The sequence below is a fragment of the Flavobacterium sp. genome, assembly GCF_043778725.1.
Taxonomy (GTDB): Bacteria; Bacteroidota; Bacteroidia; order Flavobacteriales; family Flavobacteriaceae; genus Flavobacterium.
The window spans coordinates 1-14756 of record NZ_JAYWFT010000062.1 but is presented as its reverse complement, the minus strand read 5'-3'; the positions used below and the strand labels follow the sequence as shown (position 1 = coordinate 14756).

At 32.3% G+C, this 14756-nt stretch carries 17 protein-coding genes and 2 tRNA genes; 13 read left to right on the top strand and 6 right to left on the bottom strand.

The window, feature by feature from the left end:
• Positions 1–143: 143 nt before the first annotated feature.
• The 5 genes from ACH2CG_RS05285 (at position 144) to ACH2CG_RS05265 (ending at position 2824) form a co-directional block, all read left to right on the top strand.
• The gene (locus tag ACH2CG_RS05285; RefSeq protein WP_395062930.1) at positions 144–626 is read left to right on the top strand and encodes a hypothetical protein; all 483 of its coding nucleotides are present in this window, start codon (positions 144–146) and stop codon (positions 624–626) included.
• Positions 627–671: 45 nt separating this feature from the next.
• On the top strand, positions 672–1460 hold the full coding sequence (locus ACH2CG_RS05280; RefSeq protein ID WP_395062928.1) for a HipA family kinase: 789 nt from the start codon (positions 672–674) through the stop codon (positions 1458–1460).
• On the top strand, positions 1438–1821 hold the full coding sequence (locus ACH2CG_RS05275) for a DUF3037 domain-containing protein (RefSeq protein ID WP_395062926.1): 384 nt from the start codon (positions 1438–1440) through the stop codon (positions 1819–1821). Before ACH2CG_RS05280 ends, ACH2CG_RS05275 begins: the two co-directional genes overlap by 23 nt.
• Positions 1822–1832: 11 nt before the next feature.
• Complete coding sequence (locus ACH2CG_RS05270; protein WP_395062924.1) at positions 1833–2510, top strand: peptidoglycan DD-metalloendopeptidase family protein; 678 nt, start codon at positions 1833–1835, stop codon at positions 2508–2510.
• 62 nt (positions 2511–2572) lie between these two features.
• Complete coding sequence (locus tag ACH2CG_RS05265; protein WP_395062922.1) at positions 2573–2824, top strand: hypothetical protein; 252 nt, start codon at positions 2573–2575, stop codon at positions 2822–2824.
• Between the two features lie 61 nt (positions 2825–2885).
• On the opposite strand, the gene galE is transcribed toward ACH2CG_RS05265, so the two are convergent.
• Both galE and ACH2CG_RS05255 read right to left on the bottom strand, forming a co-directional pair.
• Complete coding sequence (galE, locus tag ACH2CG_RS05260; RefSeq protein WP_395062920.1) at positions 2886–3899, bottom strand: UDP-glucose 4-epimerase GalE; 1014 nt, start codon at positions 3897–3899, stop codon at positions 2886–2888.
• Positions 3900–3981: 82 nt separating this feature from the next.
• Positions 3982–5121, bottom strand: coding sequence for a DegT/DnrJ/EryC1/StrS family aminotransferase (locus tag ACH2CG_RS05255; RefSeq protein WP_395062918.1), 1140 nt, complete (start codon positions 5119–5121; stop codon positions 3982–3984).
• A gap of 77 nt (positions 5122–5198) precedes the next feature.
• Here ACH2CG_RS05255 and ACH2CG_RS05250 point away from each other — a divergent pair, with 77 nt between their 5' ends.
• The 6 genes from ACH2CG_RS05250 (at position 5199) to ACH2CG_RS05225 (ending at position 9998) form a co-directional block, all read left to right on the top strand.
• Complete coding sequence (locus ACH2CG_RS05250) at positions 5199–5438, top strand: hypothetical protein (RefSeq protein ID WP_395062916.1); 240 nt, start codon at positions 5199–5201, stop codon at positions 5436–5438.
• Positions 5429–5695, top strand: a complete 267-nt coding sequence (locus tag ACH2CG_RS05245; protein ID WP_395062914.1) for a type II toxin-antitoxin system RelE/ParE family toxin — start codon at positions 5429–5431, stop codon at positions 5693–5695. Before ACH2CG_RS05250 ends, ACH2CG_RS05245 begins: the two co-directional genes overlap by 10 nt.
• Entirely contained in the window at positions 5695–6924 is a 1230-nt protein-coding gene (locus ACH2CG_RS05240; protein WP_395062912.1) for a 3-deoxy-D-manno-octulosonic acid transferase, read from the top strand. Before ACH2CG_RS05245 ends, ACH2CG_RS05240 begins: the two co-directional genes overlap by 1 nt.
• 89 nt (positions 6925–7013) lie before the next feature.
• Complete coding sequence (locus ACH2CG_RS05235; protein ID WP_395062910.1) at positions 7014–7460, top strand: GNAT family N-acetyltransferase; 447 nt, start codon at positions 7014–7016, stop codon at positions 7458–7460.
• A 3-nt stretch (positions 7461–7463) separates the two neighbouring features.
• Positions 7464–9611, top strand: a complete 2148-nt coding sequence (locus ACH2CG_RS05230) for a S46 family peptidase (RefSeq protein WP_395062908.1) — start codon at positions 7464–7466, stop codon at positions 9609–9611.
• Between the two features lie 156 nt (positions 9612–9767).
• Positions 9768–9998 carry a hypothetical protein gene (locus ACH2CG_RS05225; protein ID WP_395062906.1) on the top strand — a complete coding sequence of 77 codons (231 nt, stop codon included), beginning with the start codon at positions 9768–9770 and terminating at the stop codon, positions 9996–9998.
• 70 nt (positions 9999–10068) lie between these two features.
• Here the strand turns inward: ACH2CG_RS05225 and ACH2CG_RS05220 are convergent, their stop codons facing one another.
• From ACH2CG_RS05220 to mutS, 4 genes are all read right to left on the bottom strand, one after another.
• On the bottom strand, positions 10069–10440 hold the full coding sequence (locus ACH2CG_RS05220) for a DUF1508 domain-containing protein (RefSeq protein WP_395062904.1): 372 nt from the start codon (positions 10438–10440) through the stop codon (positions 10069–10071).
• Between the two features lie 69 nt (positions 10441–10509).
• Positions 10510–10595 (bottom strand) — tRNA-Leu (locus ACH2CG_RS05215).
• Positions 10596–10704: 109 nt separating this feature from the next.
• A tRNA-Gly gene (locus ACH2CG_RS05210) sits at positions 10705–10777 on the bottom strand.
• Positions 10778–10909: 132 nt separating this feature from the next.
• Positions 10910–13516: a DNA mismatch repair protein MutS gene (gene mutS / locus ACH2CG_RS05205; RefSeq protein ID WP_395062902.1), complete on the bottom strand. Its 2607-nt coding sequence runs from the start codon at positions 13514–13516 to the stop codon at positions 10910–10912.
• A gap of 155 nt (positions 13517–13671) precedes the next feature.
• On the opposite strand from mutS, the gene ACH2CG_RS05200 reads away from it, so the two are divergent.
• Both ACH2CG_RS05200 and ACH2CG_RS05195 read left to right on the top strand, forming a co-directional pair.
• On the top strand, positions 13672–14208 hold the full coding sequence (locus ACH2CG_RS05200; protein ID WP_395062900.1) for a DUF1573 domain-containing protein: 537 nt from the start codon (positions 13672–13674) through the stop codon (positions 14206–14208).
• 63 nt (positions 14209–14271) lie between these two features.
• The coding region (locus ACH2CG_RS05195) for an RNA methyltransferase (protein WP_395062898.1) at positions 14272–14756 on the top strand (485 nt) is incomplete at its 3' end.

Genomic DNA, 14756 nt, shown 5'->3' with positions numbered 1-14756 from the left:
ATTTTATGCAATCTTCTTTAAATGCATAATCATATTTAACTTTTCTTTCCATAAAAAATGCCCCAAATAGTGTCTAACTTTTTGGGGCATGTCCAATTCCATCGGAGTTTTTTTAGTTATCTTTGTTACAACAATTTTGTTTTATGAATTTAAATATATTACTACATATTAAACATTTAAATACTCTAAAAGCAACTGGTTGGATAATTTGGGCATTAGAAAAGATTTATGGCAAAACAACTTTAGACCCTAAATTATCAATATTAAGAAATCTTGAACATGAAACTGTGGGACGAGAATTAGCAGAAATGCTAGATGAAAAGGGTTATCGACTTATTCCAAAATTTGAAAATCATGATTTAAAACATATAATATTAGAATATCAAATGACTATGCAAGACGAAATAAGGATGCAAGCATATTTAGTTGGAAACGGCAATCGAACATTTCCGTGTTTAATATTTCTATCGTTAGCGGTTTTTTATCCAAGTGTTTGGAAAAAATTATTAAGTGAGTATAAGCAAGGGAAAAGAAAAAAATCAATTCATTACTTAACTTTAAATGATTGTATGGAAAAACCTTTGCAAGAAATACGAAAACTATATGGTAGAACAGGTAATAAATAGTAAACACTAAAAAAACCGTCGGAGTTTTTTAGTTATATTTGTTTTATGAATTTAGAATTACGAACTGTAAACGTAACCCGATACATCTCGCCACTTCGCGAAGGTGGATCACTTCCTGCTTTGGCAGAAGCTGATGATGATTTTAAATATGTTTTAAAATTTCGTGGTGCTGGTCATGGTGTAAAAGCGTTGATTGCCGAATTTCTTGGCGGTCAAATTGCTAGATATCTTGGATTGCCAGTTCCAGAATTAGTTTTTGCCAACCTTGATGAAGCATTTGGAAGAACAGAAGCCGATGAAGAAATTCAGGATTTACTGCAATTTAGTCAAGGATTGAATTTGGGTTTGCATTATCTTTCTGGCGCAATAACTTATGACGCAGCAACTAATGATTGCGACGAAGTTTTGGCTTCTAAAATTGTTTGGCTAGACGCTTTCATTACCAATGTTGACCGAACATTTAGAAATACCAATTTACTAATTTGGAGAAAAGAATTGTGGCTAATTGATCACGGCGCAGCTTTTTATTTTCACCATTCTTGGGACAATTGGAAAGCCAATGCAGTTTCGCCTTTTGCACTTATAAAAGATCATGTTTTGTTACCAAAAGCAACTAAACTTGAAGAAATAAATACCGAATTCACATCAAAATTAAACGATACCATTCTGAAAGAAATTGTAAATCAAATTCCAGAAGATTGGTTGCAATGGGAAAATGGCGCAATTACTCCAGAAGAAATTAAAGAAGTTTATTTTCAATTTTTATCTATTAGATTGGCAAATGCCACTATATTTTTAAAACAAGCTCAAGATGCACGAACAACACTTATATGATTACGCTGTACTTCGTGTTGTACCCAAAGTAGAGCGCGAAGAATTTATAAATATTGGTTTGATGATGTTCTGTAAACGTCAAAAATATTTACGAATTCAACACCATATTCCAATAGAAAAAATTCAATTATTTGATATCGAATTTGATATCGAACAATTAAAAATTAACTTAGATTCGTTTTCTAAAATTTGCTCAGGCAAAAAGGAAGGCGGACCAATTGCAACGTTCGAAATTGCCGAACGCTTTCGATGGTTGACGGCTGTTAAAAGTTCGAGTATTCAAACGTCACGACCACATTCTGGTTTCAGTATAAATTTAGAAGCTACTTTTGATAAATTATATTTAGAATTGGTTTTATAAACGACACAACTATGAATAAAATAAAATCACTATTTGAAAATTTAAAAGACGTAAAAGTCATAGATTCTTCCATCGATTACTCCTATTATATTGCTATAGATTTATCGGTATCCAACAAAGAGTTATCTAAATTGAATATCACGGATGCTCTAGCATTTGAAAATTATATTGAAGAATATCTCACTAAAAACAGCGCAAAAGTAGCTTTTGGTGGTTATCAAGAAATTAGAAATTTGTACAAAAGAAGTACGGTTTTCAATGCTGAAAATTCTGAAGAACGCAACATTCACATTGGTTTGGATTTATGGATAAAAGCTGGAACATCTGTTTTAGCAGCATTAGACGGAACAATTCATAGTTTTCAAAACAATACTGCTCTTGGCGATTATGGTCCAACAATTATAATGGAACATCAATTGGATGAAATAAAATTTTATACTCTTTATGGACATTTAAGTTTGGATAGTTTAACCGATAAACAAATTGGAACCGAAGTCAAAAAAGGAGAAACCATCGCTACATTAGGTTCGCCACCAACAAACGGAGATTACGCACCACATTTACATTTTCAAATTATTATAGATATTGAAAATAAAACTGGTGATTATCCGGGAGTTTGCAATGAAAATAAATTGAAATTCTATTCAGAAAATTGTCCAAATCCAAATTTGCTATTAAAAATTCAATAACGAAAAAAAATTGGCATTCAATTTGTATTAGTAAAAATGTTATTAATTAAATCTTTAAAAAAATGAAAAAAACAATTTTAGCAGTAGCATTTATGGCTATTGCAATGGTTTCGTGCCAAGACAAAACAAAAGAAAAAGTTGAAGACGCTGGTGAAGCTGTTGGAACAGAAATTGAGCAAAAAGTAGATACTATTTCTGAAAAAGTAGATACTGCAATAGATACCGCTCAAGCCAAAACTGGAGAAGCTCTAGAAAAAGGTGCCAAAAAAATGGATGAAGCAGCAGACAAGATGAAAGAAGCTGCTAAAAAGTAATCTAAAAAAAATCCTCGCAAAGTAGTTTTGTGAGGATTTCTTATTTTGTGTAAGATTATGTCTAACTTCTAATCTTTTGTTCCCATTTCCAAGCACTTGCCAAACTATCTTCCAAACTAGATTGTGCTTTCCAACCCAAAACATTGTTTGCCTTATCAGTATTGGCATAAGCTGAAGTAATATCACCTTCTCTACGACCAACTATTTGATAATTTAATTTTTGTCCAGAAACTTTTTCAAATGCTGTAATCACTTCAAGAACTGAACTTCCTGTTCCTGTTCCAAGATTGAAGGTTTCCACTTTATCTAAATTTAGTTTGTTCAACAATCGTTTCATTGCAATTACATGGGCTTTCGCCAAATCTACTACGTGAATATAATCACGAACAGCAGTTCCGTCTGGTGTAGGATAATCATCACCATAAACTGATAATTTTTCACGCAATCCAATACCTGTTTGGGTAATAAACGGCACTAAATTTTGAGGAACACCAAGCGGTAATTCGCCAATTTCAGTACTCGGATGCGATCCAATCGGATTAAAATAGCGCAATAAAATCGAATTTATATTGGTTACTTTAGCAACATCTGTAATGATTTCTTCACCAATTTGTTTCGTGTTTCCATAAGGCGAAGCTGCTGGTTGAATAGAAGCATTTTCGGTAATCGGCATAACTTCGGCTTGACCGTAAACCGTACAAGAAGAACTAAAAATGAAATTTGCACTTGGCAATTCCTTCAACTCTTGAAGCACATAAACCAAAGCATTAATATTATTTTCATAATATAACAACGGATTTTCAACACTTTCACCAACAGCTTTTGAGGCAGCAAAATGAATTACTCCAGCAACATCATTGTGCTTTTTAAAGAAATTTTGAACCGACGCTTTATCACGCAAATCCATTTTTTCAAAAATTGGTTTTTTGCCAGTAATATTAAAAATTCCATCCAAAACACTTTCCGATGAATTTGATAAATTGTCAATGGCCACCACTTCAAAACCTTCATTTTGTAATTCAACAACCGTGTGCGAACCTATAAAACCTAAACCTCCTGTTACTACTATTTTCATTTTCTTTTGGATTATAGATAAAAGACGAATAGATAATAGACTTTTCTATCTTAAACTAATTCGTCTTTTATCTCTTTGTCTATTATCTATTATCTCCTAAATATTCTAAAACGCTATCCGTTATAAATTTAATTTGCTCATCATCCAATTCGGTGTGCATTGGTAACGCAATTACTTCTTTGCACAATTGATTAGTCACTGGAAAATCTTCTTCTTTGTAACGAGAATCAGCATACGCCTTTTGACTGTGCAACGGAATTGGATAATAAATTGCACACGGAATTCCTTTTTCTTGTAAATGTGCTAACAATCCGTCACGTTTTCCATTTATAATTCTAATAACATATTGATGAAAAACATGACAATCGCAAGTATCACAAATAAACGGCGCCCAAACATTTTTATTAACACTCAATGCAACCGAATATTTTCTAGCCGCATCTTGTCGTGCTTTATTATAAGTATATAAAAGTGGTAATTTAGCTTTCAAAACTCCAGCTTGAATACTATCCAAACGTGAATTTACGCCAACTACATCATGATGGTAACGTTCGTACATTCCGTGATTTACAATTCCGCGTAACTTGTGAGCTAATGCATCATCGTTAGTAAAAATTGCTCCACCATCGCCATAACAACCTAAGTTTTTAGAAGGAAAAAACGACGTCGCACCAACATGTCCAATGGTTCCAACTTTCTTTTTAGAACCGTCATTCGATTTATAGTCTGCACCAATTGCTTGCGCATTGTCTTCAATTACATATAAATTATGTTCGTTTGCAATTTCCATAATCGCGTCCATATTGGCAGCACGACCAAACAAATGTACCGGAACAATCGCCTTAGTTTTTGGTGTAATTGCTTTACGAATTCCGTCAAGCGAAATGTTCATATTATTCATATCAACATCCACCAAAACTGGAGTTAATTGCAACAAAGCAATCACTTCAACAGTTGCGGCAAACGTAAAATCGGCAGTAATTACCTCATCACCAGGCTTTAAATCCAATCCCATCATGGCAATTTGCAACGCATCGGTACCGTTAGCACATGGAATCACGTGTTTTACGTCTAAATAGTGCTCTAAATCGGCTTGAAATTGATGAACCAAAGGTCCGTTTATGTAAGTATTTGTATCTAAAACTTCCTGAATAGACGCGTTAACTTCGTCTTTTATTTTTTCATATTGACCTTTCAAGTCAACCATTTGTAGTTTTTTCATTCTAAAAAATTTATACGCAAAAATAAGAATTAAATGTTAGAAACATATTTATTATATTTGTATTAAATAAAATAAAAATGGAAACGGTACTATTTAAAAGCAATTCTAAAAAAGACATGAACTTATTGGTGACTCTTGCCAAAAAAATTGGTGTTGAAGTACAAAAAATAAATTCTACTGAAACTGAAATAGATGAAAACTCTCCAGAATATGAATTGAAAGTAGAGCAAAATCTTGGAAAAATTATGGATGAATGTAGAAATTCTCCGAGTGTAAGTTATGAGGAAGTTCAAAAAGTTTTAAACAAATGGAAGTAGATTTTACTAAAAATTTCATTAAAATTCTAGAAAACTTAAAAAATGATGATTTACTTAAAAAAATTCAGGAAGCTATTGAAAATGTAATTCAATCAAATAAAATTAAAGACATATCGAATTTAAAAAAATTGGCTGGTCACAAAGTTTACTATCGAATAAAAATTGGGGATTACAGAATTGGGGTAGAACTAATTGAAGATAAAATTAAATTTTTAACATTCCTTCATCGAAAAGATATTTACAAAAAATTTCCTTAATGCTTTTTCTATACAATTTAATTATAATCCTGGCTTCACAAGTTATAAAACTGCTGGCGCTTTTCAGTCCAAAAATGAAACTTTTCGTTGACGGAAGAAAAGAAGTTTTCTCCATTTTACAAAGTAAACTCAATCCAAATGAAAAAACAATTTGGTTTCACGCAGCATCATTAGGCGAGTACGAACAAGGTTTACCGGTTATAGAAAAAATAAAAATTCACTATCCAAATCATAAAATTGTTGTCAGTTTCTTTTCGCCATCAGGTTATGAAGTAAGAAAAAATAATACTTTTGCTGATGTCACCGTTTATCTTCCATTAGACACAAAAAGCAAAGCAAAAATGTTTTTAAAACTTGTTCATCCAGAACTGGTTTTCTTCATAAAATATGAATACTGGCCAAATTATTTAAATGAATTGAAAAAACTTCAAATTAAAACCTACTTAATTTCAGGAATTTTCAGAGAAAAGCAAGCCTTTTTTAAATGGTATGGCGGATTTTATAGAAATGCATTAAAAACATTCGATTACTTTTTTGTACAAAATGAAAGTTCCAAAAAATTGCTTCAAAGCATTGGTTTTAATAATGTAAAGATTTCTGGAGATACACGTTTTGACCGCGTTGTTTCAATTTTAGAACGAGACAATTCGTTAGATTTTATCGAACAATTTAAAGACAACAAAACTACAATCGTCATAGGAAGTTCGTGGCCAAAAGACGAAAATTTATTGGTGAATTACATTAATACTTCATCGGACGAAATTAAATTCATAATTGCACCACATAATATCAAATCGGAACAAATTGCAAATTTGAAATCACAGATTACAAAATCAATGATTTTATTTTCTGAAAAAGAAAATCAGGATTTGAAAGAAATTCAGGTTTTCATTATCGACACCATCGGAATTCTGACAAAAATTTATTCCTACGCCGACATTGCCTACGCTGGTGGTGGATTTGGAAATCCTGGCGTTCATAATATTTTGGAACCGGCTACTTTTGGAATTCCAATACTAATTGGCCCGAATTATTCCCATTTTGCAGAAGCAATTGCTTTGGTTCATCAAGAAGGTTGCGTTTCTATTTCCAATCAAAAGGAACTGAACGAAGCCTTTGATAATTTACTATTTAATGAAGATGTTCGCCATGAAAAAGGACATATTTGTTCGACTTTCGTTCAAATGAATAAAGGTGCAACAACGATTATTCTGAATCACATTACATAATTTTGTCATTTCGACGCAGGAGAAATCGCATTAAGTTATTAAGATTATGTGATTTCTCCTGCGTCGAAATGACAAACTTTATATAAAAAATGATAAATTTCAAAACATTAGAAACTTCGCAAATAGAAACCATCACCCAAATGATGCAAGATTTCTATGCAATCGACAATTATCCAATAGATCTTGAAGTTTCTAAAAAACTATTTCTGGAATTTATTTCGGATGAAAGTCTTGGAAAATCATGGTTAATTTATGATGATTCTGAAATTGTAGGGTATGTAATTCTAACCTTCGTTTTCAGTTTTGAATATGGTGGAAAAATTGCCTTTCTCGACGAATTATACATTAAAGAAATCGCACGAGGAAAAGGAATTGGCAAACAAACAATTCAATTTATTAAAGAACAAGCTAAACTATTAAATGTTAAATTGCTTTATCTGGAAGTTGAAAATCATAATGAAAATGCACAAAAATTGTATCTTGCAAACGATTTCGAAGTTCACAATCGCAAATTATTAAAACACAAACTATTCTAAAATATGAAATTCATTAAATTACTACTAGTATTATTCGTCATTCAAACCCAAGCGCAACAAGGCGGCATGTGGATTCCATCCTTGTTAAAAGGAATGAACGAAACCGAAATGAAAAACCTTGGAATGAAAGTTTCTGCCGAAGAAATTTATTCAGTAAATCATTCTAGCATGAAAGACGCCGTTCCGCAATTTGATGGCGGTTGTACAGCCGAAATGATTTCTGACAAAGGATTGCTTTTAACCAATCACCACTGCGGATTTGACGCTATCCAAAACCATTCAACTGTAGAGCACGATTACCTTCGCGATGGTTTTTGGGCTTACAAAATGGAAGATGAATTGACCAATCCTAATATGGTTGTGATGTTTGTAGTTCGCATTGAAGACGTTACAACCAAAGTTCTTGAAGGAGTTGCAACGCTAACATCTGAAGCAGACAAGCAAAAGAAAATTCAAGAAAATAGTACTTCTTTAAGCAATTCTTTACCAAAAGAATCATGGCAAGAAAATAAAATCAGAACTTTTTACGACGGAAATCAATACCTATTATTTGTAACCGAAACCTTCAAAGACATTCGTTTTGTTGGTGCGCCACCAAGTTCTATTGGAAAATTTGGTTCGGATACCGACAATTGGGTTTGGCCTCGTCACACAGGAGATTTTTCTTTATTCAGAATTTATGCCGACAAAAACAATCGTCCGGCAGCATATTCCGCTGAAAATGTTCCTTACAAACCAAAACATTTCTTCCCAATCTCTATTGCAGGTTTGAAAGAAAATGATTTTACAATGGTTTTGGGTTATCCTGGACGAACTACTGAATATTTACCATCGGTTGCAGTTGACCAAATTGTAAGTACATTAAATCCGGCAAAAATTGAGGTTCGTGATGCAGCTTTAAAAGTGCAAGATCGTTTTATGAGAAAAGATCAAGCTATTAAAATTCAGTATGCTTCAAAATATGCAAGCGTTGCTAATTACTGGAAAAAATGGATGGGCGAAACTAAAGGTTTGAAAAAAGCCAATGCAGTTGCAGCCAAACAAAAATTTGAAAAAGACTTTCAAGAAAAGGTTGTAAAAGCAGGAAAACAAGCCGAATATGGCAACTTACTTTCTGATTTCGAAAAAAATTATACTGCGATTAAAGACTATGCTTTGGCTAGAGATTATTTTACTGAAGTTGCTTTAAGAAATACCGAAATTCTTTCTGTTGGATATAAATTGTATCAACTAGAACAGATTTTGAATACTAAAGGTGAACAATCATTTACAGACAGAAAAAATACACTTTCTAAAGGAATTGATGATTTTTACAAAGATTATAATGTAGATGTAGATAGAAATGTATTTGAGCAATTAATAAACTTATATGCAACAAAATCACCAAAGCAATTTTTACCAGAAACATTGAATAACATTGATGCAAGTAAATTAACTTCTGATATATTTTCAAATTCAAAGTTAACTTCACTAGAAAATTTTAGATCATTATTAGAAGGTGACTCTAAAGCTGTAATTGAAAAATTGAACGCTGACAAAGGATATCAATTGATAAAATCAATGGCTGATGCTTATGCTAAAAATGTAACTCCAAAATATGATGAGTTGAATTTGAAGAATATAGCTTTACAAAGAACTTACATGAAAGCTATTTTGGAACTTTCACCAAAATCGGCTCGAATTTTCCCAGATGCCAACAGCACATTGCGTGTGACTTACGGAAAAATAAAAGGTTACAAACCAAATGATGCCGTTTACTACGAACCATTTACTACATTAGATGGTGTTATGGAAAAATATGTTCCTGGTGATTATGAATTTGATGTTCCAAAGAAACTAATTGACTTGTACAACACCAAAGATTATGGTAAATATGGTGTAAATGGTAAAATGCCAGTTTGTTTCATAGCTACAAATCATACTACTGGAGGAAACTCTGGAAGTCCAGCGTTGGACGCAAAAGGAAACTTAATTGGCTTGAATTTTGATAGAGTTTGGGAAGGAACAATGAGTGATGTTTACTACTCGCCAGACATTTGTAGAAACATTATGGTCGACGCACGATATGTTTTATTCATCATTGATAAGTTTGCTGGAGCTCAAAATATCATTAACGAACTGAAAATCATACAACCAGCTAATAAAAAATAATTTTAGCAAATATTTAACTTTGGCACGGAATTTGTAAAGTATTAAATCGGAATTCAAAGTTAGAATTTTAAAAAAAAGTTAAATAAAAGTTTTTCCGTTTAAAAAAATTTATATCTTTGCTCCGAATTAATAATTAACCTTTTATATTAAATTAAGATGAAAAAAGTATTTTTAAGTTTAGCTGTAATCGCTGCATTAACTGTAGTATCTTGTAAACAATCAGAAAACGCTGAAGCTCCTGCTGCTGACACAACTGCTGTTGTTGCTGACACAACTGTAGCTCCTGTTGCTGATACAACTGCTGTACCAGCTGATACAACTGCTGCTAAAACTGAAGCTCCAGCTACTACTGAAGCTGCTAAAACTGAAGCTCCAGCTAAAAAATAATTAGAGCTAAGTTCTAGTTTAAAAAATCAAAGCTCTGCAAATGCAGAGCTTTTTTTATGTCTATAAATTTCTATAGAGAACCAAATATATCTTCTGCTGGAGGAAAAACAAGATCCTGACTTGAAAAATCTAATATTTCTGATTTGTGAATCGACCTTATTATTTCATCAATTCCTTTTTGCATTAATAATTGCGTAGTGTACTTTCTACTAACGGCTATTTCTTTCTCTTTGATTATTATTTTAAAGTATAGCTTGCCATTTTTAGATTTGAATTTCATAAAAAAAATATCTTCAATGGCATTTTTGAAATATTCAATATTCTCTTCGCATTCAAATCGCAACTCAAAATCGTTACTAATTAAAATCGTTTTTCCTTTTCTTGAGGTAAACTCATACTTGTAATATCCATTCTGTCTTTTTGTGATTACAAAAGTTCCCATAAAGGTTTTATTAAATTTAAAATTGTTTTAAATAAAAAAAGCTCCAAACATTAGTTTGAAGCTTTCTTGTACTCAGAGCGGGACTTGAACCCGCACGAACATTACTGTTCACTGGATTTTAAGTCCAGCGTGTCTACCAATTTCACCATCCGAGCGATTTTTCTTTTAGTAGTATACTTTTTAATTTTTAGAAAAAAATTAATTAAATACAGCACTATCCGAAAAACATAATTTTATTAAAAAAATAAAACCAGTATAGTAAAGAGCGAAAAACGGGATTCGAACCCGCGACCTCGACCTTGGCAAGGTCGCGCTCTACCAACTGAGCTATTTTCGCATTATCAAATTTTGTAAGAACGACAACACTTGTTCTGTATTGCGGATGCAAATGTAACACTTAAATTGAATTATACAAACGTTTTTTACAAAAAAATACCAATAAAAACATAATGTACTGAAAACCTATTCTTTACTTTTTTTGCAACATTCGTTTTATTTCGTTTAGTTTCATTAATGCTTCAACTGGAGTCAATGTATTGATGTCTAAACCAAGAATTTCTTCTTTAATTTCTTCCAATAAAGGATCGTCTAAATTAAAAATACTTAACTGCATGTCATCTTTTGCCGATTTTATACCATGTAAAGCATCTCCTGAATGATTTTTTTCCAATTTCTTTAGTAATTTTTGTGCTTTTTGAATTACTATTTGAGGCATTCCGGCCATTTTTGCCACATGAATTCCAAAACTATGAGCGCTTCCGCCTTTTACTAATTTTCTAATGAACAACACGGTATCTTTTAACTCTTTTACAGAAACATTATAATTCTGAATTCGAGGCAACATCTCGCTCATCTCATTCAATTCATGATAATGCGTTGCAAAAAGCGTTTTTGGTCGCGCAGGATTTTCGTGCAAGAATTCAGCAATTGCCCAAGCTATCGAAATTCCATCATAAGTACTTGTTCCTCGACCAATTTCATCTAAAAGCACTAAACTTCTATCGGAAATATTATTCAAGATGGAAGCTGTTTCATTCATTTCGACCATAAAAGTAGATTCACCCATCGAAATATTATCGCTCGCTCCTACTCTAGTAAATATTTTATCAATAATTCCCATTCTAACTGCTTCTGCCGGAACAAAACTTCCCATTTGAGCAAGAAGAACTATCAAAGCGGTTTGACGCAAAATTGCCGATTTACCAGACATATTTGGCCCAGTTATCATAATTAATTGTTGTGTTTCTCTATCCAAATAAACATCATTGGCAATATAAGGAACTCCAACTGGCAATTGTTTTTCTATAACTGGATGGCGACCATTGGTGATTTCCAACTCGAAAGTATCATCAATTATTGGGCAAACATAATTATTTTCTATTGCCAATTGCGTGAATGATGTCAAACAATCTAGTTGGGCTACCAAATTAGCATTTAATTGAACAGGTTTAATATAAGTTGCAATCCAACTGACTAATTGCTCAAATAATTGTCCTTCAATTTGATGAATTTTTTCTTCGGCACCAAGAATTTTAGTTTCATATTCTTTTAATTCTTCAGTAATATATCGTTCGGCATTTACCAAGGTTTGCTTTCTAATCCATTCGGCAGGAACTTTATCTTTGTGCGTATTTCTTACTTCGATGTAATATCCGAAAACATTATTAAAGGAGATTTTTAAGGATGAAATTCCGGTCAACTCAGATTCTCTTTTTTCGATTCCTTCTAAAAATTCTTTTCCTGAAAAAGCAATAGACCTTAATTCGTCCAACTCGGCATGAATTCCTGTTGCAATGGCATTACCTTTAGAAATAGCAACTGGTGCATCTTGATTTAAGGTGGTTTTTATTTTTTCGCGAAGCAAATCGCAACTGTGAAAACTATCTCCAATAACACGAACTGCTTCTTGCTTACTTTCTAAAGCCAAAGTTTTAATTGGAATAATAGCATCTAAGGATTCTTTCAAATAAATCACTTCTCGTGGAGAAACTTTACCTGTTGCAATTTTTGAAATTAAACGTTCCAAATCTGAAATTTGTTTAATTTGATATTGAATCTTCTGAAGAATTTCTTGATTTTCCTTCAAATAAGTAACCACTTCATGACGACTTCTAACCTTAGTTGCATCTTTCAATGGCAATGCCAACCAACGTTTTAGCAATCTTCCACCCATTGGCGAAAGTGTTTTATCGATAACATCCAATAGCGTAACTGCATTTGGGTTATAACTGTGGTATAATTCTAAATTCCGGATGGTAAATCGATCCATCCAAACGTAAGCGTCTTCTGCAATACGTTGAATACTTGTTATATGTTGTACTCTATTGTGCTGTGTTTCTGATAAATAATATAAAATTGCACCCGATGAAATGATTCCTTCTTGTAGTTCTTCTATTCCAAATCCTTTTAATGAATTGGTTTGAAAATGATTGGTTAAAGTTTCAAAAGCATAATCTTCTTGATACACCCATTCTTCAAGATAAAAAGTATTAAAATCTTCTCCAAACACTTCCTTAAATTGGTTTCTATTATTTTTTTGAATTAAAATTTCACTCGGACTAAAATTTTGAAGCAACTTATCAATATATTCCTCATTTCCTTGAGCGGTTAGAAACTCACCTGTTGAAACATCTAAAAAGGAAACACCAAGTTGCTTTTTACCAAAATAAATAGAAGCCAAAAAATTATTGGATTTAGAACTTAAAACCTCATCGTTCATAGAAACACCAGGCGTTACCAATTCGGTCACACCTCTTTTAACAATTGTTTTGGTCATTTTGGGATCTTCCAATTGGTCGCATATTGCAACCCGAAGTCCGGCTTTCACCAACTTTGGCAAATAGGTATTTATAGAATGATGTGGAAATCCTGCAAGTGCGGTTTCTGTTTCACTTCCTGCACCTCTTTTAGTTAAAGTAATACCTAATATTTTGGAAGCACGAACAGCATCGTCTCCAAATGTTTCATAAAAATCACCTACTCTAAACAATAAACAAGCATCAGGATATTTCCTTTTAATCTCGTTGTATTGCTTCATTAGAGGCGTTTCTTTACTGCTTTTTTCTTTTGATGACAAGTGATTATATGATTTAAAATAAGTTTACGAATTTAATTATTTAAAATTAAAGTATAGCATTAACATTTCATTTAATAAAAATTTAAGATTCATTGTGAAGGATGATGTTTTTTTTATTTAAATTTGCTTAATTAATTTTTTAAAAATCTAAAAAAATGAAAAAAATATTATTGATAGTTGTATTATCAGTTTTTGGTCTTACTGCTACAAATGCTCAAACGAAAGCTAAAAAAACAAAGAAAACTAAAGTTGAAACTTTGAAAACACCATCTATTGAAGGTGCAGGAATGGTTTTTGAGAATGAAACCATAGATTATGGTAATATTCCTCACAATGCAGACGGAAAAAGAGAATTTGTATTTACAAACAATGGTAATGTTCCATTAATTATTGACAGCACACAAGGTTCTTGTGGATGTACGGTACCTTCTAAACCAGAAAAACCAATTCAGGCAGGAGAAAAAGGAGTAATTGGAGTAAAATATGCAACTGATAGAGTTGGTCCATTTACTAAAACTGTAACAGTAACTTCTAACGCAGTTGGATCTAACGTTACACCAATGACTACTCCATCAACAACTCCAGGCGGTGCTCCAGTACCAACAGGAAAATCAACAAAAATTATTACTATTAAAGGAAACGTATTACCAGATGCTCCAGCTGCAACACCAGCAACTGAAACTAAAAGCTAATATTTTTTTATACTATCTAATCAAGCTTCCTCTTTGGGAAGCTTTTTTTTTAAATACAACTCAATGCGAAAATTAGAAAACAGTGAACTTGACAGAAAATCGATTGATGGTTTTAAACAAGCAGTGAAAACCCCAATTATAATTATTCTTGACGACATTAGAAGTTTACACAACATAGGTTCTGTATTTAGAACATCCGATGCATTTCTTATTGAAAAAATCTACTTGTGCGGTATAACTGCAACTCCACCAAACAAAGAAATTCATAAAACTGCTCTTGGAGCAACTGAAACTGTAACTTGGGAACACAACAAAAATGTTTTAGAAGTTATAGAACATCTAAAAAAAGAACAAGTAGTAGTTTATGCAGTAGAACAAGTAGAAAATGCATTTTTTTTGAATACATTTGAGCCAATAAAAAACAAAAAATACGCTTTAGTTTTTGGAAATGAAGTTTACGGTGTTTCACAAGATGCAATTAAAATTTGTGATGGTTGTATAGAAATTCCGCAACTTGGAACCAAACATTCCTTAAATATTTCTGTTAG